Below are 22209 nucleotides of genomic sequence, written 5' to 3' on the forward strand. Positions count from 1 at the left end.
ATGTTATTTAAAAGAGGAAGATATTCAGGATTTCTGCGACCTATCTCATATGGGATCGATTTGGCCATCATTCATATTCTGGCCTATCAATTCTTTGGGTATTCCATTCCTTTTATCAAATATGTTTTGCTAGTAAGCATTGCCTGGATCATCCTGTCGCTTAAATCCAATTTCTACGAAATATATCGTTTTACACACGTGACCAAGATCATGTCGCTTGTTGGAAAACAGGGAGTGGTCTTTTTCTTAATTGTTTTTTCCTTCTTTGGCTTTTATAAGGATCTGGACAATAGACCCATAGATATCTTAAAATACGTGGCGTTGGCCATGTTCTTGATCTCCATAGTAAAACTGACTATCTACTACCTGCTTAAAAAGTATCGATTGTTGCTGGGAGGTAATTCCAGAAAGGTAGTGATTATTGGGCTGAATCAAAAAACCGACCAGTTACGCAAATTTTTCAACGACAATCCTTCGTATGGGTATAAACTAAAACATACGTTCGATTTACACGGCCCGGAGAAGACCACCATCGAAGATTGCTTCGATTATATTATTGAGAACAAGATCGAAGAGATCTATTCTTCCGTAGCACAAATAAGCAACCGCGACCTTATCAAACTCATCGATTTTGCCGATAATAACCTACGGATACTAAAATTCCTTCCGGATAATAAAGAGATCTACAGCAAGAAGCTGGATTTTAGCTATTATGGTTTTCTTCCCATTTTATCCCTTCGGAAAATTCCTATGGACGAGCCTTTCAATAAGTTTATTAAGCGAAGTTTCGATATCCTCTTATCGTTAATTGTGATCGTTGGGATTCTATCGTGGCTCACCCCCATTTTGGGATTGATCATAAAGCTGGAATCCAAGGGGCCGGTGTTTTTTAAACAACGCCGAAACGGTCTGGATTATCAGGAGTTTTATTGCTATAAATTTCGTTCTATGAAGCCCAATCCGTTAGCCCACATTCACCAGGTGCGCAAAGGGGACGAACGTATTACGCGCGTGGGTAGAATTATTAGAAAGACCAGTATAGACGAACTGCCGCAATTCATTAACGTGCTCAAGGGCGATATGTCTGTGGTCGGCCCCCGACCTCACATGGTAAGCCACACCCACATGTACGCCGAACGTATCGATAAGTTCATGGTACGCCACTTCATAAAGCCGGGGATCACAGGTCTGGCGCAGGTAAGTGGGTATCGTGGAGAAGTGGAAAGTGATAATGATATCATCAACCGTGTGAAGTACGATATTTTCTATCTCGAAAACTGGTCTATGTTCTTAGATCTAAAAGTTGTTTTCCAAACGATTTACAATGCCTTGCGAGGCGAAGAGAAGGCGTATTAAACGGCTTCAATGGCCTGAATGAGTGCCTCAATTTGCTTGTTAAATTGAAATGCCGATACAGAGGATTCCTGAACCGCTGTTTTTGGATGCTTTTGTAGTGTTTCAAAAGAAAGAGAATCTATAAAAGATTGAAGCTCTTGTATATTATTCACAGGAATTACCCAGCCCAGTTCATGATCACGCACCAGATCACCACCTTCTCCCCCTGCAAAATAAAGTACAGGCAGACCCAAACGTGTATACTCGAATATCTTTGAAGGAACCGAACCATAAATACGGCTGGTCAATGGAATGAATGCCATGTCATAACAGGAGATTACGCTGTGAAGTGCTGCTCTCGATATTTCTCCGTGATATATCACTTGGTTGTACGATGCGTTTTTAATACTGTTAGCCTCCGGACCGGAACCATATATATGAAATGTAACGTGTTCAGGAAAAGTAATTTTTTCACAAATAGCCTTAACTCCTTGCGCTAACCCAAGTAATCCCGCATAAACGAGAGATATCGTGCTTTTTCCATCGTTTTCTGAAATTTCGGGAACAGAGAAGTCGGGAATGTTCCGGTAGAGGAAGCTTTTCTTCTTTGGCTCCAATACAGCCACGTGTTGCAGGATCTCTTCAGATTGCCCCAAGATTAAATGCGCTTTGCGGTAACAAAAACGCTCCATCTTTTCCAGAATGGAATAGTAGAACCCTTTCTTTAACAATCCCATTTCCAAACCTGCAAGAGGCCAGAGATCCGATATGTTTAATATAATTCGTTTTTGAAAGCACCATGACCAAAACACAGCCGTGAACCCAACAAACACGGGTGAATATTGAATGAGTATCTTTTTTGGAAGCTTCTTCAGAAGAAAAAATAATTTTAAACTTACAGCAAAGGAGAGCATGGACAACAAGCGCACTACTTTGTTGCTTGAGTTGCTGGGCCATACCCACAGGCGATGGATCACCATTCCTTCCATTTCGGTCTTTTGGTATAGCTTTCCGCGGAAGTCCTTAAAAACAGTGCCAGAAGGGTAATTAGGAAAAGGACACACAACATGAACATGGTATGCCGCATTCTTTAACGCATACGCCAGGGACTCCATTCTATTGGCCGCAGCTCCTTTTTCCGGGGGGAAATAGTTTGTGACAAGTAAGATGTCTTTAGTGGTCATAGCATTGCAAGATATGCGTTACAATACGTTGTGCAGCTTTTCCATCCCACTTTTCAATGGGCTGTGTTTGTTTCCATTGGCCGGCTTCCAACGTGCGAAACGCTCTGTCTATGGCCTCAGGATCTGTACCGACCAAAGTGTTGGTTCCTTGCGTGATCGTTTCGGGTCGCTCGGTGCTGTCCCTAAAGGTTAGGCACGGGATGTTAAGAATGGAGGCTTCTTCGGTGATTCCCCCGGAATCGGTAAGCACGGCTTTGGCGTGTTTTACCAGATAGATAAAGTGCAGATACCCTTGTGGCTCTATACAGTGTAAATTTTTAAAGGACATGGAAGTGTCACGCAATAATTTTTGAGTTCTGGGATGAACAGGAAAGATTACCGGCGCACCGTTGGCATTCTTTAAAATATGTGAAAGCAGTGAAGTGAAAGCCTCCAAAGCGTCCACATTGGAAGGGCGATGCAACGTGAGGACGTAATACTCATTAGCCGCCAAGGCCAGTCCCTCCCAAAACGAGGGTTTTTTGATACGATGTAGATTGTTCTTTAGCGTGTCGATCATGACATTGCCTACAAAATGGATTTGCTCCTTCGGAGTCCCTATGCTTTGTAAATGTTCGCTTGCCTGTTGGGAAGTTGTATAGAAATAGTCTGTGATACTGTCTGTAACAATTCTATTGATCTCTTCCGGCATGGATCGATCCCCTGAACGAATTCCTGCTTCTACATGTGCAACTTTTACATGAGCTTTCTTTGCCACTAAGGTACAGGCCATGGTTGACGTAACATCGCCTACCACCAGTACAAGATCGGGAGGATTTTCTTCCAGTTCTTTTTCGAATCCTACCATAATTCCGCCGGTCTGCTCTGCCTGGGTACCACTATGAACTTCCAGGTTTTGATGCGGCACAGGAATATTGAGCTCCTCAAAGAATGTTGCGCTTAAGTTGGAGTCGTAGTGCTGACCGGTGTGGATCAATCGATACGATATAGACGCCCCGGCTTCCTGCTGCCGTTCGATCTCATGAATAATGGGAGCGATCTTCATAAAATTGGGACGTGCACCGGCGACAATCGTAATTCTCATTGAGGTCTCTGTTCGTTATTGGTTCAAAAATAAGAAATAAGCACAGCAGTGACTACTTCAGCAAGGTATTAAATTGTTTCAGCTTACCCCGGCTGCTTCGGTCGAGCACCGGAACACGCTCGAACTCCAAGGTGAGCTGGGGTGCTACGTATTGGTGCAACGCGTTCTTAATCGTATCGATCTCCTCATCCTTCAAAAGTCTTTCAGAAACATATATTATTTTAAAGGTGGAAGGCCTGGTCTGTTCCACGACAAACTCTTTTACATTGCCATCGTCTTCTATCACACTCTTAGTGACATAGTAAAAGGTAAGTCCGGGGATGGTCTTTCCGTCAGGCAACATCGCAACATCATTCGTTCGGCCAATGAGTTGCTGCAATACAGGGGTTTTAAGCGTGCTCTCCGCAGCTAATATACCTGTGTCTCCTATATCGTAGCGAATCATGGGGTGCGCACGATTATACAAAGAGGTGATCACGATGCGTCCAGCTGTACCGTTAGGCACGGGTTGGTCGTTCGAGTCTACGATCTCCACGAAGAGCGAAGCACTGTTCACTAAAAACCGGTTATCTATACCGGTAAATGCGATGAGGTCCAATTCGCTGGCACCATATTCATTGATGACAGGCACGCCAAGGACACGTTGCAACAGTTCTTTGTCTTCATCGAACAACATTTCGCTGGTTACGATACAATGACACAGCGACGGACATACATCTTTAAGGTGAATTCCTTTTTTCTGAAGGAATTTTGCAAATAGCACCAAAGAGCTTGTGTAGCCATTGATATAATCGAATTGTTTTCTTCGGAAGGATTCCAGAAAGCCCTCTAACTTAATGTCTGAAAGGTCAAAGATCGGAAAGCGATAGCGGCGGCTTAACCAATCTTTCAAACGCTCTTTGCGATATCCTTTGCGATCCAGCGGTATCCCGTAAAAACGGGCTTCCAACGATTGTGAATACACAATGCCGTGACCTTTATACCGGTCCATGATAATTGCCCAGGTTAGCGCGTGAGAAAACCGATCTTTGGCAAAAATAAAGGGATGTCCGCTCGATCCTGAAGTTTTATTGACATAAACGTTCTGTGGTGTAAAACCATGTGATAAGCGTTCGGTAAGGGGTCGTTGTAAGTCTTTTTTTGAAAGTATGGGAATACTGTTCCAATCGGTAAAAGGCCGGGATCCGGCAAACTCTTGATACCATGGATTTTCCCGTTGATGATATGCGACGATATCGTTTTTTAGGCGTGACAAATAAGTCGGATAATCGTCTGTGGAGATGTCTTGGATCTTCGCCAATCGCTTTTTAGCTTCCGCAATGGGAAAACCTTTTAACCGTAACGTAAGTTCGAAAAGATTCAACCGAAAAAAGTATTAATAGCTCAAGGTACTGAAACTCTATATCGAAAAAAAGACATCCGGCTATTTTTCTAAAATTAGGATGACCGGATGCGTTTCGAAAAGGACAGTTCCATCATTGTTAACGTATAAAAATCCCGTATTTTTGAACCGAATTAAACGGCTTGACAACATGAATATATTAGTACTTGGTTCTGGCGGAAGAGAACATACCTTTGCCTATATGCTCGCACAAAGTGATCGATGCGATACACTTTATGTCGCACCTGGAAATGCCGGAACGGCAAGAATAGCGACCAATGTGCCCATTTCTGTAACCGATTTCGAGGCTATTAAGGAATGTGTACTAAAGAACGACATAGGCATGGTGGTGGTAGGTCCCGAAGATCCTTTGGTACAAGGAATAGCCGATTATTTTTCAGAAACAGAAGCCTTAAAAAACATACTGCTCATCGGTCCTTCAAAACGGGGAGCCTTGCTCGAAGGCAGTAAGGAACGGGCCAAAGAATTCATGTTGCAACATTCCATTCCCACAGCTGCCTATGCCAGCTTTACAAAGGAATCATTGAATGCAGGTAAAGCATTTCTCGACACCTTAAAACCTCCCTACGTTCTAAAAGCAGATGGACTGGCTGCCGGAAAAGGTGTATTGATCCTACAAGACATCAATGACGCCAAACAGGAGCTGGAAAATATGCTGGCACATCAAAAATTTGGTGATGCAAGTAATACGGTGGTCATTGAAGAATTTCTGGACGGGATAGAACTGTCAATTTTTGTACTCACCGATGGTGAGGATTACAAGATTCTTCCTACGGCCAAAGATTACAAGCGAATAGGAGAAGGAGATAAAGGTCTCAACACAGGAGGGATGGGAGCCATTTCGCCGGTGCCTTTTGCAGACACTACCTTAATGAACAAGATAGAGGAGCGCATAGTAAAACCTACCATAATGGGGTTGAAAAAAGAGAAAATCGATTACAAGGGTTTTGTTTTTATCGGACTTATAAAAGTGGGGGATGAGCCGTATGTGATCGAATACAATGTACGCATGGGAGACCCGGAAACCGAAGTCGTTTTGCCCAGAATAAAGACCGATCTCGTTGATCTGTTAGAAGCCGCTTACCGTAAGGAGTTGCACCGTATTGCACTTGAAGTCGATGCGAGGGCAGCGACCACAGTGATGGTTGTTTCGGGAGGATATCCGGAGGCATACGAGAAAGGGAAGGAGATCTCAGGTATTTCCTCTGTTGAAGATTCAATCGTCTTTCATGCGGGGACGGCTGTAAAAGACGGAGCGGTGGTAACGAACGGGGGCAGGGTTCTCGCAGTAACCTCTTTGGATAGTGATTTCAGAAAAGCGCTAAAAAAATCCTACCAAAACATAGAAAAACTATCTTTTGACAGGATGTATTATAGAACCGATATCGGTTTTGATCTATCCTAGATATGAATGAGATGTCGAACTTTTATCTTCCTCACCATTGTCATTGAATTTCTTCAATTGACCCATCCAGTAGATAAAGGCAACAACGCCAATTAACATCAACAACCAACTCACGATATTAGAAATCCACCAGCTATCAACACCTAAACGCAAGGCATCATAGGGTAAAAACAAAACATCTTCAGCAAATGATTGTATTCCTTCAAAAAACCCTTTCCAAGTCATATCTTTATATTTATAACGCAAAAGTATAAATTACCCTTCATGCTTACAAGCTTTTTTGGCAAATCTAATCCCGTGAATTATTTATTGCTTGGGATCTTTATATTCTTAGGATGCTTAGTGACCCTGCTTCATGGGCTTCCTGAGGTTTTTAGCTGGTCCTTTGCCCTTCGTTCGATAGTGGTGATTGTACTTTGCATTTTTTCAATGTTACTTGTAGATTTTATCATTCGTAAAAACGGTCTCACACGCTCCAACACGTACGGGATCTTGTTCTTTAGTTGCTTTTTAGTAATGTTTCCTGCGGTTTTTTCTGAAGTAGATATACTTCTTGCCAATGTTTTTTTGTTACTCGCCACGCGAAGGATTCTAAGCTTAAAATCTGAAAAGAACACCGAAAAGAAAGTGCTGGATGCGACCCTTTGGATCACAATAGGTGCCTTTTTCTATTTTTATGCCATTCTTTTCTTTGCCGTACTGATAATTGCCATCCTTCGGAAAAAGCACACTACCTATAAACACACGCTTATTCCGCTGGTCGGGTTCTTTGGAGTCTTTATAGTAGTTACTGCCTATAAATATTTGTGGGATGATTCTTTTGACTGGTATTTCTCATGGCGCAAGAGTATAAGCTTCGATTTTTCTATTTATAATTCAGCCTCGATTTTAATTCCTACCACGGTGCTGCTTACGCTTATGGTTTGGACAGGGGTGTATCGCGTGATCTCTTTTTCTTCGGTATCAAAAAAAGAGCGGCCCAACTATTTGCTCATGGTCTTTATGGCAGGAGTCGCAATTGTCATGGCCCTTGCCAGCCCCGTAAAGACGGGAGCCGAAGTTCTTTTTCTATTGGCACCGGCTGCCATAATTATTACCAACTACATAGAACACCTAAAGGAGTTTTGGTTTAAAGAATTGCTTGTGGCCTTAACGGTTCTGCTTCCTGTTGTACTATTCTTCTTCTTATAAGCAATTAGCACTCCCTATTCCCGTACTTTCACAAAATATGATACCTTTGTGGGCGGATCGGTATACACCTTCACAAGGGCCGTATTTAATTTGGTTTTCGAAGCCAATGGGTCCGTTTTTTAGTATTGAAAATATAGAACACTGTAGTTATGTTTAGCGAAAAAGCCAATAAAATCTTTTCTGAAGTGATCACAACCTATCATGTTGTGAATACCGTAGAACAACCATTTTCCAACCCGTATAACGAGAAGAGCCATCTTTTGGAGCATTTGTTATACCGAAAGTGTTGGATCGACACAGTTCAATGGCATTATGAGGATATTATTCGGGATCCCAACATCGATCCCGTAGCCGCCTTGAAATTGAAGCGATTGATCGATGCCTCTAATCAGGACCGTACCGATATGGTCGAATATATTGACAGTTATTTCTTGGAAAAGTACAAGGATGTTTCGGTACAGGAAAATGCACGCATCAATACCGAAAGTCCGGCATGGGGTGTCGACAGGCTGTCCATTTTGGCATTAAAGATCTATCACATGAACGAAGAAGCAACCAGAAACTCTGCTTCCGAAGCACATAGAAAAGCGTGTCAAACAAAACTGAACGTCCTCTTGGAACAACGCGTGGACTTAAGTACTGCCATCGACCAGTTATTGGACGATATTGCACACGGAAGAAAATATATGAAGGTGTACAAACAAATGAAAATGTACAACGACGACGAGCTTAATCCTGTATTACGGGGAGAAAAATAAATCCTTTTTTTGCTGCTGAAAACAACCATGTCTAAACCCAAGCACATACTGGTCATCCGCCTTTCTGCCATGGGGGATGTGGCCATGACCGTTCCTGTACTTCGCACCTTTGCACAGACCTATCCCAATGTATCGCTCACCGTACTTACTCGTCCTTTCTACCAACCTTTTTTTGATGATATCCCGAATGTGGAGGTTTTAGAGGCAGATGTCTACGGAAAACACAAAGGTTTGGGGCTCTTTCATCTGGCCCGCGATGCGAAAAGTAACGGCATTGACGCAGTAGCCGATCTGCACAATGTGATACGTTCAAAATTTATCACTAAATACCTGTGGGCCATGGGAGTTAGAACGGCTACTTTAAATAAAGGTCGTGCCCAAAAGAAGAAATTGATCAAAGCAAAGGGAGCAGCCCTTACCCCACTAAAAAGCACGCATCAACGGTATGCCGATGTTTTTGCGCAACTTGGATATCCTTTGGATCTCCAAACACAGGTCTTCCCGGAGCGTAAACCGCTTACCTCCCGATTACACGACATTATGGGAAATCACACTCAAAAAGCGATAGGGATTGCACCTTTTGCAGCCTATAAAAGCAAAGTGTACCCCTTCGAGCTTATGAAGGATGTTGTAAAGAAGCTGGATGCAAGTGAAAAGTATCGCATCTTTTTGTTTGGTGGCGGTAAAGAAGAGATCGCAGACCTTAACACTTTGGCGTTATTATTTCCCAGTGTCACGAATGTGGCAGGTAAATTGACCATTGAAGAGGAGCTTGCACTCATTTCTAATCTGGACCTTATGCTTTCCATGGACAGCAGCAATGGGCATCTGGCGGCCATGTTCGGGATTCCGGTGATAACCTTATGGGGCGTGACCCATCCGTATGCCGGCTTCGTTCCTTTTCGGCAGCCGGAAACCAATCAGTTGTTGGCAGACCGCTCCAAATATCCAAAGATCCCTACATCGGTTTACGGGAACAAATATCCTTCGGCGTATGAAAATGCTATGGAAACAATTGCTCCGGATCGGATTGTCACAAAAATCAAAGAGTTGCTATAATCCATAAACTTACTTCAGAAAAGACGCGGCTCTAATTCCTCAGTGCTCCTTACACATCATCATAATCCACCACCAGCGTGGGGGTTGATGGATGTGCCTGACAGGTTAAGATCAAACCTTCTGCGATCTCACTGTCTGTTAAAATTTGGTTTTTCCGCATTTCGGCCTTGCCTTCAACGATACGAGCGATACATGTGCTGCAGATCCCTCCCTGGCAACTGTACGGGGCATCGATCTTTTGATCCAGGACAGCTTCCAACACCGACTTCTTTTGAGGCATTACAAAGGTTTGTGTTTCATCGTCTACTGTAACAGTCAAGGTAGTATTGCCATCATGACTTTCAAGAAGCAGTCCCTTTTCAGCAGTGGAGAACAGTTCCGTGCGTATTTGTTTTTCGTTCACCCCATGCTCCTTTAACACCGCCGAAACAGCATCGATCATAGGTTCGGGACCACAAAGGTAAAAGGTTTCAAAATTTCGGTCTTTAAACTTGTTCTTCAGGACAAAATTTACCGTAGACCGTTCGATCCTTCCAAACATGGCATTCTCTTCCTGCTTTCGGCTGTAGAGGAACTGTAAATAGAATCGATCGGGATATTGTTTTTGAAGTGATAAAAGCTCACTGTGGAACATCGTCTCTCGTAAGGTTTGGTTTCCGTAGACAAGAACAAAGGTGCTGTTGGGTTCTTCTATAAGTGCAGTACGAATTATGGAAAGCACCGGCGTAATCCCACTTCCAGCCACAAAAGCGGCATAATGATGTTGGGACTGAGGATGAGGATTAAGAACGAACTTCCCTTCTGGGGGCATTACCTCCAGCATATCACCTTCTTTTAACCGGGTATTCGCATACACCGAAAAGGCTCCATTTTCCACTCTTTTTATCCCTACAGTTATTGTATCGCCACCCGGAGCATTACAAATAGAATATGCTCTTCGCATCTCTTTTCCGTTCGCCATGTGTTTTATGGTAATATATTGTCCGGACTCAAACTGAAACGTTTCTTTTAGTTCGGCAGGGATCTTAAAAGTAACGGACACAGAATTGGGGGTTTGTTGTTGTATTTCTGAAACACGTAACGCATAGAAGGCACTCATAGTAAAATTTTTGGCAAAAGTACTAAAACTCACTATTAGGTAATAGGTTTAGCGTGATAAAATAGGTACAGGCGAGGTGCTTCCAAAAAATAGTCCTTTTCATTCCGAAGCACTGATTCTTATTGATTTTTTAACCGAATCTCCATGAGATATTAAAAAGAAACGTATTTTTACGCTTCCGCTGCGTTTTTACATACTAAAACCGAAGCTTTTAAGTTACAGTATCATATAAACTGAAAGTATTTTGAAAGGGAAGTATACCATTACACTTATTTTGCTGGCTGTGGTTGTGCTAACAGCTTGTTCCAGAAAGAAAAACACCTTTATGAGCCGCAATTTTCATGCGGTGACCGCCGAATATAACACATTATACAATGGAGAGTTAGCGTTCGAGAACGGGAAAGAGCAACTTGCGCTTACCTATCGCGATAACTTTTGGGAGATCCTTCCCGTCGAGCGTATTCAGCTCGATGAAGAGTCGATGTTGCCGGGAGATTCTAAGAACCCCGACTTTAATCGCGCCGAGGAGAAATCGGCTAAAGCGATCCAAAAACACGCTATCTATATTGACGGTAAGGAATATAATCCACAGATCGATGAAGCGTATATGTTATTGGGAAAATCACGCTATTACGATCAGCGGTTCGTGCCGGCATTGGACGCTTTTAATTTTATTCTGAATAAATACCCCACCAGTAACAATATCAACCGTGCTAAAGTGTGGAAAGCGAAGACCAACATTCGCTTAAAGAACGAGGATGTAGCTCTGGAAGAGCTTCAGGATATGTTCAAGAATGCCGATCTGGACGATGAGGAATTGGCAGACGGAGCTGCTATCATGGCACAGGCATATATCAACTTAGATTCTATAGAGGAAGCAGTGCCCTATATTAAAATGGCTTCAGAATACGTGCAAGACAATGAACTAAAAGGACGCTATGCATATATCAAAGGGCAATTGTACAACCACTTGGGGCAAAAGGATAGTGCGAACCTGGCTTTCGATGAAGTGATCGAGCTCAACAGAAAATCGCCAAGGGCATATATGATCAACGCTTACATCGCTAAAGCAAAGAATTTTAACTACGACAAAGAGGACCGAATTGCGTTGTTGGAGTTACTACAAGACCTTGAGAAGAACCGCGAGAATCGGCCTTTTCTGGACAAGATCTATAACCAGATGGGGGAATATTATCGCAGCACCAAGAATATAGACACGGCTGTGATGTTCTACAATAAATCCATCAAGAATTTTAAGGAAGATCGCGTGCTTCAATCTGTGAACTACCAGACTTTGGCAGAGATCAATTTTGATGCAGCCGAATATAAGAACGCAGGAGCATATTACGACAGCACCCTTACCTTCTTGGAGGAAAACACGCGTCCCTGGCGTCGTGTGAAGAAGAAGCGTGAGAATTTGGACGATGTGATCAAGTACGAGGACATCGCCACTACCAATGATAGTATACTGCAGCTTGCTAATATGACAGAGGCTCAGCAATTGGCCTATTTTACTGAATACACTAAGGAGCTGAAAGAAAAAGCGATCGCTGATTCCATTGCTAATGTGAAACAGGAAAAAGCGTTTGCCAACAAAGAGTTTTATAAGAAACAGGGAAAAGCTTCTGGAAATAACCCACAGGCAGGAGGCTCCTTTTATTTCTATAACACCACCACCTTGGCCTTTGGACGACAAGAGTTCAAAAAGACCTGGGGAGACCGAAAACTGGAAGATAACTGGAGACGTTCCAGCAAGCAATCAACAGGCATTAGCAATGAAGAGGAAGCTGTTGTAGAGGCAGTGGTGATTTCAGAAAGTGAATTGTTCAAGCCAGAAACCTATATTTCGAAGATCCCAACCGATCAAACCGTGATCGATAGTTTAGCAAAGGATCGTAATTTTGCATATTACCAATTAGGATTGATATACAAGGAAAAGTTCAAGGAATACGGCCTTGCTGCAAATCGTCTGGAGAAACTACTAACGCTCAATCCGGAAGAACGATTGATTCTTCCAACAAAGTATAACTTGTACAAGATATATAACCAAACCGAACAGACCGACTTGGCAGACCAGTACAAGAACGACATTATTAACAATCACCCTAATTCGCGATATGCCGAAATTCTAAAGAATCCTAATACGCAATTGGCAACCGACGAATCCAGCCCCGAGTTTAAGTACAAGGCACTGTATAAAGAGTTTGAGGCAGGGAAGTATCAATACGTTATTGATACCAGTGACGACTATATAGATCTCTATAATGGGAATGATATTGTTCCGAAACTTGAAATGCTAAAAGCAACAGCCATTGCTCGAAAGGATGGTTTTGAAGCATATAAAAAAGCCTTGAATTACGTTTCATTGAACTATCCTAATTCTGAAGAAGGAAAACAAGCACAGCTTATTTATGCCACTATTCTGCCTACGCTTGCCAATAAAGAGTTTCTTCCCGAAGAAGAAAGTAATAGCTGGAAAGCGGTCTATACGTTCGCTTCAGAAGAACAGGAAGCTGCGGAAGCCTTAAAAGAGAAGCTGGACGGCGCCATCGAAGAGTACCGGTATACCAACTTAAGCACCTCCATTGACTATTACGACCCCAATACTCTGTTTGTGATTATTCATGGTCTAAATTCCAAGATGGGCAGCAAAGGATTTGCAGAGATATTAAAGGAGAATAAAAAGTACAAGATCAAAAGACCTTACTTTGAAATAGCAACACCTAATTATAAGACCATTCAGATTCATAAGAATCTCGAAGACTATTTGAACCGAAGTTCAGAAGAAGAGAAGAATAGTAATCCCCAAAAGTAACGACTATGTTTTCAGACAAAAAAGAGAAGAGTATGAATGAACCCACCACAGGACAAAATCGTATTAATGAAGGAACCAAACTAAAAGGCGACATCCAGTCTCAGGGTTTTTTCAGAATTGACGGGACAATTGAAGGTAATGTGAACACTCCTTCTAAAGTAGTGATTGGAAAAAGCGGATTCATCAATGGCACGCTCACCTGTGAGAACGCAGATATCGAGGGTCGATTTGAAGGCGAACTACACGTTTCTGGCACACTATCCTTAAAGGAAACGGCTCATATTGAGGGACAGGTAGTAGTAGGAAAACTTGCGGTAGAGCCCGGAGCCACTTTTAATGCAACATGCGCTATGAAGGGCAGTACCAAAAAGAGTCTGGGAGCAGAAGCCAACATCACTCTCGACAAAGATATCAAAGGTCAGAACCATCCTTTCGACAGGTCGCAGCGCGTACAGTCGGTTAAGGCAGAATCGAAAACAGAGTGAGTCCGGAACCTTCCAAAGACCCAAAGAATTCATTAAAAAGATGGGCCATTCTTTCAGCCATAGCGCTTGAAATGGGAGTCATCATCTATCTTTTTGTGCAATTGGGAAAATGGTTGGACAGCCAGTATAGTGACGGCAGACTTTTCACCATTGTTTGTACCCTGGCCGGGGTTGGTATTTCCCTTTTTCTGGTGGTGAAACAAACCAACCGGTTGAATTCATAAGGTGAACATGACAGGTAAAGGTATTGTGTTTCTTGGGGTGCTGTTTGTATTATTGCTCATTGCTTTTTTTATTCATATTGGACTTCTTAACTATTTGGATCTTCCCCTGTTCGAAGCAAGAATTATTCCTTCCTATCTCATCAATTTTGCGCTTGCCGCCATCATTTTATGGTTGGTGAAATCCAATTTAAACAAAAAATCATCCTATACCGGCTTTATCTTCATGCTGGGAAGCGGAATAAAATTTTTAGTATTCTTCTTGTTTTTCTATCCGTTCTATCAACAAGACGATACCATGGGAAGGGTTGAATTTGCAGCGTTTTTCGTGCCTTACGCTCTATGTCTCATTTCTGAAGTTTACTATCTCTCGAAACTGCTTAATAATCAGTCTTATTCTGATTAGCTCTTGCGGAAAAAAAAGAAATAAAATAGTTTTTTCTTTCTCCGAAAGTACCCTATTTTTGCACCGATTTTAAGGACACTTTAATTTGTTCGGAAATGCAAAGAAACACATTGGTTAGAATACTTTCAGTTTTATTGTTTATCACTTCGTTTTCTGCTGTGGCACAAGATGAGCACGTGAAGGAGGCTAAAGAAATCCTACCGGCCACTAAAACCAAGAAAGAAGAAATAAAGGAATTTATAAACCACCACCTGATGGATTCGCATGATTTTAATCTTTTCGGATCCACAGATGAAGAAACTGGAGAAACCCACCATTACGGTTTTCCACTTCCGGTCATTCTTTGGGATGAAGGGCTTCACACCTTTATGTCTTCTGAATTTGATCATGGCAAAAGCGTGGTTGAGTCAAACGGAAACTACTACAAACTTTACCACAGCAAAATATACAGGACTGATGCTGACGGAACCATCAATTATGATGAATCGCATCATCCAACAAACGTTCGACCCTTAGATTTCTCAATTACCAAAAGTGTTTTAATGATGCTTGTGGTTGGTCTTTTACTTGTATGGTTATTCCGCAGCCTTGCAAAAAGCTACGCGAAAAACGGAAGTATTCCACGCGGTATTGGCCGTTTTTTCGAGCCTGTTGTGCTTTACATTCGTGATGATATTGCTATTGCAAACATCGGGGAGAACAAATACAAAAAATACATGCCATTCCTTTTAACCGTATTCTTTTTTATATGGTTTTTGAATATGTTCGGCCTTACGCCACTTGGTGTAAACGTTACCGGAAACATTGCAGTTACCACTGCTTTGGCTATAATTGTATTTTTTATTACAACTTTTACTGGAACTAAAGATTATTGGCTACATATAGTGGATCCATTAGGTAAAAGCTTGCCTTGGTATGGTAAAGTGGCTTTATATCCAATTTTAGTATTAATTGAAATTTTAGGAATGTTCATTAAGCCGTTCGCACTGCTTATCCGTTTGTATGCCAACATGACAGCGGGGCACGTGGTAATGATGAGCTTGATCGGGCTGATATTTATTTTCAAAAGTTGGATTGGCGGACCCTTGTCCTTCGGACTAGCATTTGCAATCATGCTTATTGAATTATTGGTCGCATTGCTACAGGCATATATTTTCACCATGTTGGCAGCCCTTTATTTCGGTTTTGCGAGTGTATCCCACGAGCATCACGAAGAGCACGAGGGTGAAATCCAGCATTTATAATTACGAGTGTTTAATTTTTAAATATATATATTATGACAATTCCAACTATTGTAGGAGCAGGTTTAGCAGTAATCGGTGCCGGTATCGGTATCGGGATGATCGGTGGGAAAGCTATGGAAGCGATCGCACGTCAGCCTGAGGCTTACGGAAAGATTCAAACAGCGATGTTGATTGCAGCGGCGCTTATTGAAGGTATTGGTTTCGCAGCGATTTTCGCAGGGTAATCAAAAAAATTGACAAACGGCTGTGACGGTTGGTTACAGCTGTTTGTTAAAAAATTTAGTCATTACGTTGAATTAAAAAGATACCCGCTTTTGCGGGCATAAATATGGAAAAATTAGTTAACGACTTTTCATTCGGACTTTTCTTTTGGCAAATCATCATTTTTGTGTTACTGCTTTTGTTGCTGCGCAAATTTGCTTGGAAACCTATTTTAAACGCTGTTAATGCACGTGAAGAAGGCATTAAAGATGCATTAGCTTCGGCAGAAAAAGCAAAATTAGAAATGGCCAATCTGCAGGCAGATAATGAAAAGATGCTTCAAAGTGCACGTGCAGAACGTGAGACGATGATGAAAGAAGCACGCGAGATCAAAGCCAAAATGATCGCCGATGCCAAAGATGAAGCGCAAGAAGCTGCGAACAAGATAATTACCAACGCTCAAGCAGCGATCGAGAGCGAGAAGAAAGCTGCGATCTCAGAATTAAAAGAGCAGGTGGCCAGTCTTTCAATAGAAATTGCCGAAAAAGTCGTTAAGGCCGAACTTTCAGATAATGAAAAGCAATTGAAATTGGTTCGTAACATGCTTGATAATGCAACTTTAAACTAAGCCAAAATGAGTAACAGAGCAGCCGTTCGATACGCAAAAGCAGTCCTTCAGCAGGCCAACGAGGCAGATCTTGCCAATGTGGTTTTTGGGGATATGCAATCTGTACACGCGACCATTACAGGCAGTAAAGAATTACGTGCGGTGCTCAAGAGCCCCGTAGTAAAGTCATCCGACAAAAAGGAGGCCTTACTTAAAATATTTTCGGCCCAATCCGATCAAACCAAATCCCTTATTAAGGTATTAGTGGATAACAAAAGGATTGAAACTCTGGACGCCGTGGCCGAAAGCTATATCGCCCTGTACAACGACTCTAAAGGAGTGAAGGTTGCTAAAGTGACCACAGCCGTACCCCTTTCGGAAGAATTGAAGAAAAAAGTATTGGCCAAAGTAAAAGAATTGACCGGGAGCGACAGTGTTACTCTCGAGAATTCAATTGATGCGTCTATCATTGGAGGATTTATTCTTCGGGTGGGAGATTTGCAGTACAATGCAAGCATCGCGAATCAGTTAGGAAATTTAAAAAGAGAATTTAGTAAATCATTGTAGTCATTTGGCGATCAAGCTAGAGACTATACCTATAATGTAACAACATGGCAGAAGTTAAACCAGCTGAAGTATCAGCAATCTTAAAGCAACAACTTTCAGGTTTTGAAGCAACCGCTTCATTAGACGAAGTAGGAACTGTATTAACCGTAGGAGACGGTATTGCTCGCGTTTACGGACTTTCAAATGCACAGTACGGAGAACTTGTGGAATTTGAAGGAGGTCTTGAAGGGATCGTTTTGAACCTGGAAGAAGACAACGTTGGGGTGGTATTGTTAGGTCCTTCTAAGGAGATCAAAGAAGGCGGTACCGTAAAGCGTACGCAGCGAATTGCATCTCTTAAAGTGGGAGAAGGTATTGTAGGGCGTGTTGTAAACACCCTGGGACAGCCTATCGACGGAAAGGGACCTATATCCGGAGACACTTACGAAATGCCACTGGAGCGTAAAGCACCTGGGGTAATCTATCGTCAGCCGGTAACCGAGCCGTTACAAACAGGTATTAAATCTATCGATGCGATGATCCCTGTTGGTAGAGGACAGCGTGAGCTTGTAATTGGTGACCGTCAAACAGGTAAATCGACCGTTTGTATCGATACCATCTTGAATCAGAAGGAATTTTACGATGCAGGAGAGCCTGTTTATTGTATTTATGTTGCGATTGGACAAAAAGCGTCTACGGTAGCGAACATCGCTAACGTATTGGAAGAAAAAGGAGCCTTGGCCTATACAACTATTGTTGCGGCAAACGCTTCCGACCCTGCACCTATGCAGGTATATGCTCCTTTTGCCGGAGCGGCGATCGGAGAGTATTTTAGAGATACGGGTCGTCCTGCATTGATCATTTATGATGATCTTTCAAAGCAAGCGGTTGCATATCGTGAGGTATCGTTGTTGCTTCGTCGTCCACCGGGACGTGAGGCGTATCCAGGAGACGTTTTCTACTTACACTCCCGTTTGTTGGAGCGTTCGGCTAAGATCATTGCCGATGACGATATCGCAAAAGAAATGAACGACCTTCCGGAAGTATTGAAGCCTATGGTTAAAGGAGGAGGATCATTAACAGCACTTCCTATCATTGAAACACAGGCAGGAGACGTTTCGGCCTATATTCCAACCAACGTGATCTCCATTACCGACGGACAGATCTTTTTGGAATCCGATCTTTTTAACGCAGGGGTACGTCCGGCGATTAACGTAGGTATTTCAGTATCTCGAGTGGGAGGTAATGCACAGATCAAATCGATGAAGAAGGTAGCCGGTACCTTGAAGCTGGATCAGGCACAGTTCCGTGAATTGGAAGCGTTTGCTAAATTTGGTAGTGATTTGGATGCTGCAACCTTAAATGTGATTGAAAAAGGAAGACGTAATGTAGAGATCTTGAAACAGGCTCAGAACGATCCTTATACCGTAGAAGATCAGATCGCTATTATTTATGCAGGTTCAAAAAACTTGTTGCGAAATGTTCCCGTAGAGAAAGTGAAGGAATTTGAAAGAGATTATCTGGAAATGTTGAATGCCAAACACAGAGACACCCTCGACACCTTGAAGGCCGGAAAGCTTACCGATGAAGTGATCGATGTGTTATCAAGCGTAGCAGCTGACCTTTCGGCGAAATATAAAAAATAATTAAGAATGCAGAGTTAAGAAGTATGAACACTCATACTTCTTAATTCACAATTCATAATTGAAACATGGCGAATTTAAAGGAAATAAGAAACAGGATATCATCGGTAGGATCAACAATGCAGATCACCAGTGCCATGAAAATGGTATCTGCTGCCAAGTTGAAGAAAGCACAGGATGCCATTACCGCTATGCGCCCTTATTCTGAAAAGCTTACGGAATTACTACAAAACCTTAGCGCTACGTTAGACAGCGATACGGGAAGTAAGTATTCCGATCAGCGAGAAGTGAAGAAGGTCTTGGTTGTGGCGATTACTTCAAACCGTGGTTTGGCGGGAGCTTTCAACAGTAATATCGTAAAGGAAGCAAAGCAGCTGGCTGCCCAAACCTATGCCGGTAAGCAGGTCGATTTTATGACTTTGGGAAAGAAAGGGAACGATATCTTGAAAAAGACCGGGACCATCTATCAAAATAATAACGGAATTTTTGATGACCTTTCCTTTGAAGCGACAGCCGATATCGCTGAAAAATTGATGGAACTTTTCGCAAACGGAAGTTACGACAAGATCATTCTGGTATACAACCACTTCAAGAATGCTGCGACACAACTTGTAATGAAAGAGCAATTTTTGCCCATTCTTCCTCCGGAAGTTTCAGAAACAAGTACTTCTTCGGCCGATTATATTTTTGAACCTTCCAAAGAAGCCATTGTAGAAGGTCTTATTCCGAAGAGCTTGAAAACCCAGCTTTTTAAGGCCTTGCGTGACAGTGTGGCGAGTGAGCACGGAGCTCGTATGACTGCCATGCACAAGGCAACAGACAATGCAACCGAATTACGCGATGCATTGAAATTACAATATAACAAAGCACGTCAGGCCGCTATTACCAATGAGATCTTGGAGATCGTTGGTGGAGCCGAAGCCTTAGCGGGTTAACAATAGACGACCTACTTTATGTGAAAAGGCCTTCTGTTCTATACAGAAGGCTTTTTTGTATCTTTAGGGACAGAAGCAATGTTCCCAATAAGAATCCGATCGCATGAACTATAGACACCTTTTTATCTACTTCTTAACCCTTTTTCCAATAGCACCTGGCCTGTATAGTTGTAAAAGCACGAAAAAGGAAGCTTCAGCGTATGTACTAACCCAAGATCCGCCGTTTTCGATCTTAGAGGCATATTCGCAGCCATGGACTGCCGGAATCCCGGAAGGAGGCTCTGGTATTCAACTTCATATTACCTTCGAAACATTTTCAGAGGATGTTGTGATACAGACATTCTTCTTCAGAAATAAGAAAACAAATGCACAGCTTTCACCTCAAAACCGGAACAAATATGTTGGGTATTTCACAAACATGGTTCGTGGGGATGTTATTATGGACAGTGACCCGCTCGAGGAAGCAAAGAACAGTCCGCCTAAGGCATTTCCATTCGATCTAAAGGACGATGAAGCCGTGATAGGGTATTTGCAACAAGGGGAAGTTAAATACACACTTATTTCAGAAATAGAGCAAAAACCCATGCTTGCCTACCCCCAAAGCAACACGAAGAACACCCCTTAACATTTCTTCGTATCACAAGTGTAATTTCAATACTTTTGTGTTCAAATATCTAAGCTCTTGAGCGTTTTTAAAAAGCTATTTCAACAAACTTTTATTTACGGCCTCGCCACGATCCTGCCTCGCGCGCTGGCGTTTATACTCGTCCCGCTCTATACGTCGGTACTGGTCCCGGAAGAATTTGGGGTCTATGCGACCATCATGTCCTATCTTATCTTGGGGAACGTATTTCTTTCGTATGGAATGGAAACGGCTTTTTTTCGCTTTATTAACAAAGAATCTGCTCAACGTGATCTCGTTCAGTCTACAGCCCTCACTTCGCTTACCGTAACAACACTGTTGTTCTTGGGGCTGTCGCTTTTCTTTAGTGAACCCTTGGCCCGGCTACTGGAGTTCAAGACTGAATATGTAGTATATGGTCTCTTGATCCTGGCGCTCGACGCATGGGCCGTTCTTCCTTTTGTTTGGTTTCGTGCCAACGAGCGGCCTACCCGATATGCAGTGATCAAGATTTTCAATGTGCTTATAAACCTTGGGTTCAATGTCTTTTTCTTTTTAATGCTTCCCGGATGGGCCGAAGGAGATCCTGCCTCTTTTTGGAATGACATCTATTCTGAAGAAAACAAAGTAATGTACGTGTTTATCGCAAATATTATCGCCAGCGCGATCACGCTGCTCGTCTTGTTGCCGCTGTATGTGCGTATCGGGTTCAAATTTAATACGCTGCTTTGGAAACGAATGCTCCAATATGCATTTCCTGTACTCATTGCTGGGATCGCTTTTTCAGTGAACGAGGCCTTCGACAAGATCCTGCTGAAATATTTATTACCAGAAGCTATCGCCGAAGCAGAAGTAGGGGTATATGCCGCCTGCTATAAACTAGGTGTCTTCATGACCTTATTCGCCACAGCCTTTCGCCTTGGTATCGAGCCCTTCTTCTTCAATCATGCTGCCAGTGCAAACGCAAAGAGTACCTATGCGACTATCACCAAATATTTCACGGTTTTCGGGAGCCTTATCATGTTGTTCGTAGTTGTTTATATAGACTTCTTTAAGCGGATTCTGATCACCAACCCCGATTATTGGGAAGCGCTATCCATTGTACCTATCATCCTATTGGCGAACCTATGCCTAGGCATCTATCACAATCTTTCGGTGTGGTACAAAGTCACGGACAGGACACGATTTGGAGCGTATATTTCGGTGGTGGGAGCGATTTTGACCATTGTTCTCAACTTTGTTTTAATTCCCTATATAAGCTATATAGGGTCTGCCATTGCTACACTCGCAGCGTACGGTAGCATGATGGTCCTATCTTATGTTTTTGGGCAACGACTCTATGCGATCCCTTACAACCTAAAACGAATAGGAGGTTACTTGCTGTTGTCCATTGGATTTTCTGCACTTTCCTTTTATGTATTTGACGGAGATTTAATCATAGGGACTGTATTATTATTGGTATTTTTGTCCGTGCTCTTTTTTGCTGAAAAAAAAGAACTACTTAGAATAATGAACCGATGAAGATTAAAATTATAAATAGATCGCAACACGCCTTGCCTTCTTATGAAACTATTTTCAGCGCAGGAATGGATCTAAGAGCCAGTGTTCCTGAGCCCTCCACACTCAAGCCGTTGCAACGCGCAATTGTAAAGACAGGTTTGTTTATCGAACTTCCCATTGGCTATGAAGCTCAGGTGCGTCCACGAAGTGGTCTGGCTGCGAAAAAGGGAATCACGGTCCTTAATTCACCGGGAACCATCGATGCTGATTATCGCGGAGAGATAGGCGTGATCCTGGTGAATCTATCCAACGAAGATTTTACCATTGAGAATGGAGAACGGATCGCGCAATTGGTCATTGCCAAACACGAACGTGCCAATTGGGAGGAAGTAGAAGTCCTGGAAGAAACAGAAAGAGGATCCGGAGGATTTGGCAGTACCGGATTGAAATAATGACGTATAATTAAA

General features: G+C 42.6%; 23 protein-coding genes. 18 read left to right on the top strand and 5 right to left on the bottom strand.

The annotated features are described in order from the left end of the window. Entirely contained in the window at positions 1–1356 is a 1356-nt protein-coding gene (locus tag JS40_RS09315) for an exopolysaccharide biosynthesis polyprenyl glycosylphosphotransferase (protein WP_034260109.1), read from the top strand. Here JS40_RS09315 and JS40_RS09320 read toward each other — a convergent pair. From JS40_RS09320 to JS40_RS09330, 3 genes are read right to left on the bottom strand one after another with little or no spacing between them, the layout of a single operon-like run. After that, a complete protein-coding gene (locus JS40_RS09320) occupies positions 1353–2519 on the bottom strand; it encodes a glycosyltransferase family 4 protein (protein ID WP_034260110.1) in 1167 nt (388 codons plus the stop codon). The genes JS40_RS09315 and JS40_RS09320 overlap by 4 nt on opposite strands. Further along, positions 2509–3603, bottom strand: a complete 1095-nt coding sequence (gene wecB / locus JS40_RS09325; protein WP_034260111.1) for a non-hydrolyzing UDP-N-acetylglucosamine 2-epimerase — start codon at positions 3601–3603, stop codon at positions 2509–2511. The genes JS40_RS09320 and wecB overlap by 11 nt, the downstream gene beginning before the upstream one ends. Positions 3604–3655: 52 nt before the next feature. Next, complete coding sequence (locus tag JS40_RS09330) at positions 3656–4966, bottom strand: phenylacetate--CoA ligase family protein (protein WP_034260112.1); 1311 nt, start codon at positions 4964–4966, stop codon at positions 3656–3658. A gap of 169 nt (positions 4967–5135) precedes the next feature. Between JS40_RS09330 and purD the strand changes: the two genes are divergently transcribed. Continuing rightward, positions 5136–6410 carry a phosphoribosylamine--glycine ligase gene (gene purD / locus JS40_RS09335; RefSeq protein ID WP_034260113.1) on the top strand — a complete coding sequence of 425 codons (1275 nt, stop codon included), beginning with the start codon at positions 5136–5138 and terminating at the stop codon, positions 6408–6410. Here the strand turns inward: purD and JS40_RS09340 are convergent. Continuing rightward, positions 6402–6635: a DUF6341 family protein gene (locus JS40_RS09340; RefSeq protein WP_034260114.1), complete on the bottom strand. Its 234-nt coding sequence runs from the start codon at positions 6633–6635 to the stop codon at positions 6402–6404. The two genes, purD and JS40_RS09340, sit on opposite strands and share 9 nt — an antisense overlap. A gap of 39 nt (positions 6636–6674) precedes the next feature. Between JS40_RS09340 and JS40_RS09345 the strand changes: the two genes are divergently transcribed. From JS40_RS09345 to JS40_RS09355, 3 genes are all read left to right on the top strand, one after another. Next, positions 6675–7601: a DUF6427 family protein gene (locus JS40_RS09345; RefSeq protein WP_034260115.1), complete on the top strand. Its 927-nt coding sequence runs from the start codon at positions 6675–6677 to the stop codon at positions 7599–7601. 149 nt (positions 7602–7750) lie between these two features. Next, on the top strand, positions 7751–8359 hold the full coding sequence (locus JS40_RS09350) for a DUF4254 domain-containing protein (protein WP_034260116.1): 609 nt from the start codon (positions 7751–7753) through the stop codon (positions 8357–8359). 27 nt (positions 8360–8386) lie between these two features. Next, the gene (locus JS40_RS09355; RefSeq protein ID WP_034260117.1) at positions 8387–9418 is read left to right on the top strand and encodes a glycosyltransferase family 9 protein; all 1032 of its coding nucleotides are present in this window, start codon (positions 8387–8389) and stop codon (positions 9416–9418) included. Positions 9419–9467: 49 nt separating this feature from the next. On the opposite strand, the gene JS40_RS09360 is transcribed toward JS40_RS09355, so the two are convergent. Further along, on the bottom strand, positions 9468–10517 hold the full coding sequence (locus JS40_RS09360) for a ferredoxin--NADP reductase (protein ID WP_034260118.1): 1050 nt from the start codon (positions 10515–10517) through the stop codon (positions 9468–9470). 244 nt (positions 10518–10761) lie between these two features. Between JS40_RS09360 and porW the strand changes: the two genes are divergently transcribed. The 13 genes from porW (at position 10762) to dut (ending at position 22194) form a co-directional block, all read left to right on the top strand. Continuing rightward, positions 10762–13332, top strand: a complete 2571-nt coding sequence (gene porW / locus JS40_RS09365) for a type IX secretion system periplasmic lipoprotein PorW/SprE (protein WP_034260119.1) — start codon at positions 10762–10764, stop codon at positions 13330–13332. Between the two features lie 5 nt (positions 13333–13337). Then, positions 13338–13817: a bactofilin family protein gene (locus JS40_RS09370; protein WP_034260120.1), complete on the top strand. Its 480-nt coding sequence runs from the start codon at positions 13338–13340 to the stop codon at positions 13815–13817. Beyond that, positions 13814–14041, top strand: a complete 228-nt coding sequence (locus JS40_RS09375) for an AtpZ/AtpI family protein (RefSeq protein ID WP_034260121.1) — start codon at positions 13814–13816, stop codon at positions 14039–14041. Before JS40_RS09370 ends, JS40_RS09375 begins: the two co-directional genes overlap by 4 nt. Before the next feature lie 7 nt (positions 14042–14048). After that, positions 14049–14444, top strand: a complete 396-nt coding sequence (locus JS40_RS09380; RefSeq protein WP_034260122.1) for a DUF6168 family protein — start codon at positions 14049–14051, stop codon at positions 14442–14444. A gap of 95 nt (positions 14445–14539) precedes the next feature. Further along, on the top strand, positions 14540–15688 hold the full coding sequence (gene atpB, locus JS40_RS09385; protein WP_034260123.1) for a F0F1 ATP synthase subunit A: 1149 nt from the start codon (positions 14540–14542) through the stop codon (positions 15686–15688). A 32-nt stretch (positions 15689–15720) separates the two neighbouring features. Continuing rightward, positions 15721–15912, top strand: a complete 192-nt coding sequence (atpE, locus tag JS40_RS09390) for an ATP synthase F0 subunit C (RefSeq protein WP_034260124.1) — start codon at positions 15721–15723, stop codon at positions 15910–15912. 104 nt (positions 15913–16016) lie between these two features. Continuing rightward, a complete protein-coding gene (locus tag JS40_RS09395; protein WP_034260125.1) occupies positions 16017–16517 on the top strand; it encodes a F0F1 ATP synthase subunit B in 501 nt (166 codons plus the stop codon). Positions 16518–16523: 6 nt separating this feature from the next. Further along, positions 16524–17063, top strand: a complete 540-nt coding sequence (gene atpH / locus JS40_RS09400; protein ID WP_034260126.1) for an ATP synthase F1 subunit delta — start codon at positions 16524–16526, stop codon at positions 17061–17063. A gap of 44 nt (positions 17064–17107) precedes the next feature. Further along, positions 17108–18688: a F0F1 ATP synthase subunit alpha gene (gene atpA, locus JS40_RS09405; RefSeq protein WP_034260127.1), complete on the top strand. Its 1581-nt coding sequence runs from the start codon at positions 17108–17110 to the stop codon at positions 18686–18688. Between the two features lie 65 nt (positions 18689–18753). Then, complete coding sequence (gene atpG, locus JS40_RS09410) at positions 18754–19620, top strand: ATP synthase F1 subunit gamma (protein ID WP_034260128.1); 867 nt, start codon at positions 18754–18756, stop codon at positions 19618–19620. A gap of 103 nt (positions 19621–19723) precedes the next feature. After that, positions 19724–20245 carry a hypothetical protein gene (locus tag JS40_RS09415; RefSeq protein ID WP_034260129.1) on the top strand — a complete coding sequence of 174 codons (522 nt, stop codon included), beginning with the start codon at positions 19724–19726 and terminating at the stop codon, positions 20243–20245. Between the two features lie 57 nt (positions 20246–20302). Next, positions 20303–21763 (top strand): lipopolysaccharide biosynthesis protein, encoded by a 1461-nt coding sequence (locus JS40_RS09420; RefSeq protein ID WP_034260130.1) that lies wholly within the window; start codon positions 20303–20305, stop codon positions 21761–21763. Next, positions 21760–22194: a dUTP diphosphatase gene (gene dut, locus JS40_RS09425; protein ID WP_034260131.1), complete on the top strand. Its 435-nt coding sequence runs from the start codon at positions 21760–21762 to the stop codon at positions 22192–22194. The genes JS40_RS09420 and dut overlap by 4 nt, the downstream gene beginning before the upstream one ends. The last annotated feature ends 15 nt before the right edge of the window (positions 22195–22209 follow it).

Source organism: Altibacter lentus, from assembly GCF_000746845.1.
Lineage (GTDB): Bacteria > Bacteroidota > Bacteroidia > Flavobacteriales > Flavobacteriaceae > Altibacter > Altibacter lentus.

Coding starts and splice junctions, on each gene's coding strand:
- JS40_RS09315 (WP_034260109.1), top strand. CDS start 1: ATGTTATTTAAAAGAGGAAGATATTCAGGATTTCTGCGACCTATCTCA.
- JS40_RS09320 (WP_034260110.1), bottom strand. CDS start 2,519: ATGACCACTAAAGACATCTTACTTGTCACAAACTATTTCCCCCCGGAA.
- wecB (WP_034260111.1), bottom strand. CDS start 3,603: ATGAGAATTACGATTGTCGCCGGTGCACGTCCCAATTTTATGAAGATC.
- purD (WP_034260113.1), top strand. CDS start 5,136: ATGAATATATTAGTACTTGGTTCTGGCGGAAGAGAACATACCTTTGCC.
- JS40_RS09340 (WP_034260114.1), bottom strand. CDS start 6,635: ATGACTTGGAAAGGGTTTTTTGAAGGAATACAATCATTTGCTGAAGAT.
- JS40_RS09345 (WP_034260115.1), top strand. CDS start 6,675: ATGCTTACAAGCTTTTTTGGCAAATCTAATCCCGTGAATTATTTATTG.
- JS40_RS09350 (WP_034260116.1), top strand. CDS start 7,751: ATGTTTAGCGAAAAAGCCAATAAAATCTTTTCTGAAGTGATCACAACC.
- JS40_RS09355 (WP_034260117.1), top strand. CDS start 8,387: ATGTCTAAACCCAAGCACATACTGGTCATCCGCCTTTCTGCCATGGGG.
- JS40_RS09360 (WP_034260118.1), bottom strand. CDS start 10,517: ATGAGTGCCTTCTATGCGTTACGTGTTTCAGAAATACAACAACAAACC.
- JS40_RS09370 (WP_034260120.1), top strand. CDS start 13,338: ATGTTTTCAGACAAAAAAGAGAAGAGTATGAATGAACCCACCACAGGA.
- JS40_RS09380 (WP_034260122.1), top strand. CDS start 14,049: ATGACAGGTAAAGGTATTGTGTTTCTTGGGGTGCTGTTTGTATTATTG.
- atpB (WP_034260123.1), top strand. CDS start 14,540: ATGCAAAGAAACACATTGGTTAGAATACTTTCAGTTTTATTGTTTATC.
- atpE (WP_034260124.1), top strand. CDS start 15,721: ATGACAATTCCAACTATTGTAGGAGCAGGTTTAGCAGTAATCGGTGCC.
- JS40_RS09395 (WP_034260125.1), top strand. CDS start 16,017: ATGGAAAAATTAGTTAACGACTTTTCATTCGGACTTTTCTTTTGGCAA.
- atpH (WP_034260126.1), top strand. CDS start 16,524: ATGAGTAACAGAGCAGCCGTTCGATACGCAAAAGCAGTCCTTCAGCAG.
- atpA (WP_034260127.1), top strand. CDS start 17,108: ATGGCAGAAGTTAAACCAGCTGAAGTATCAGCAATCTTAAAGCAACAA.
- atpG (WP_034260128.1), top strand. CDS start 18,754: ATGGCGAATTTAAAGGAAATAAGAAACAGGATATCATCGGTAGGATCA.
- JS40_RS09415 (WP_034260129.1), top strand. CDS start 19,724: ATGAACTATAGACACCTTTTTATCTACTTCTTAACCCTTTTTCCAATA.
- dut (WP_034260131.1), top strand. CDS start 21,760: ATGAAGATTAAAATTATAAATAGATCGCAACACGCCTTGCCTTCTTAT.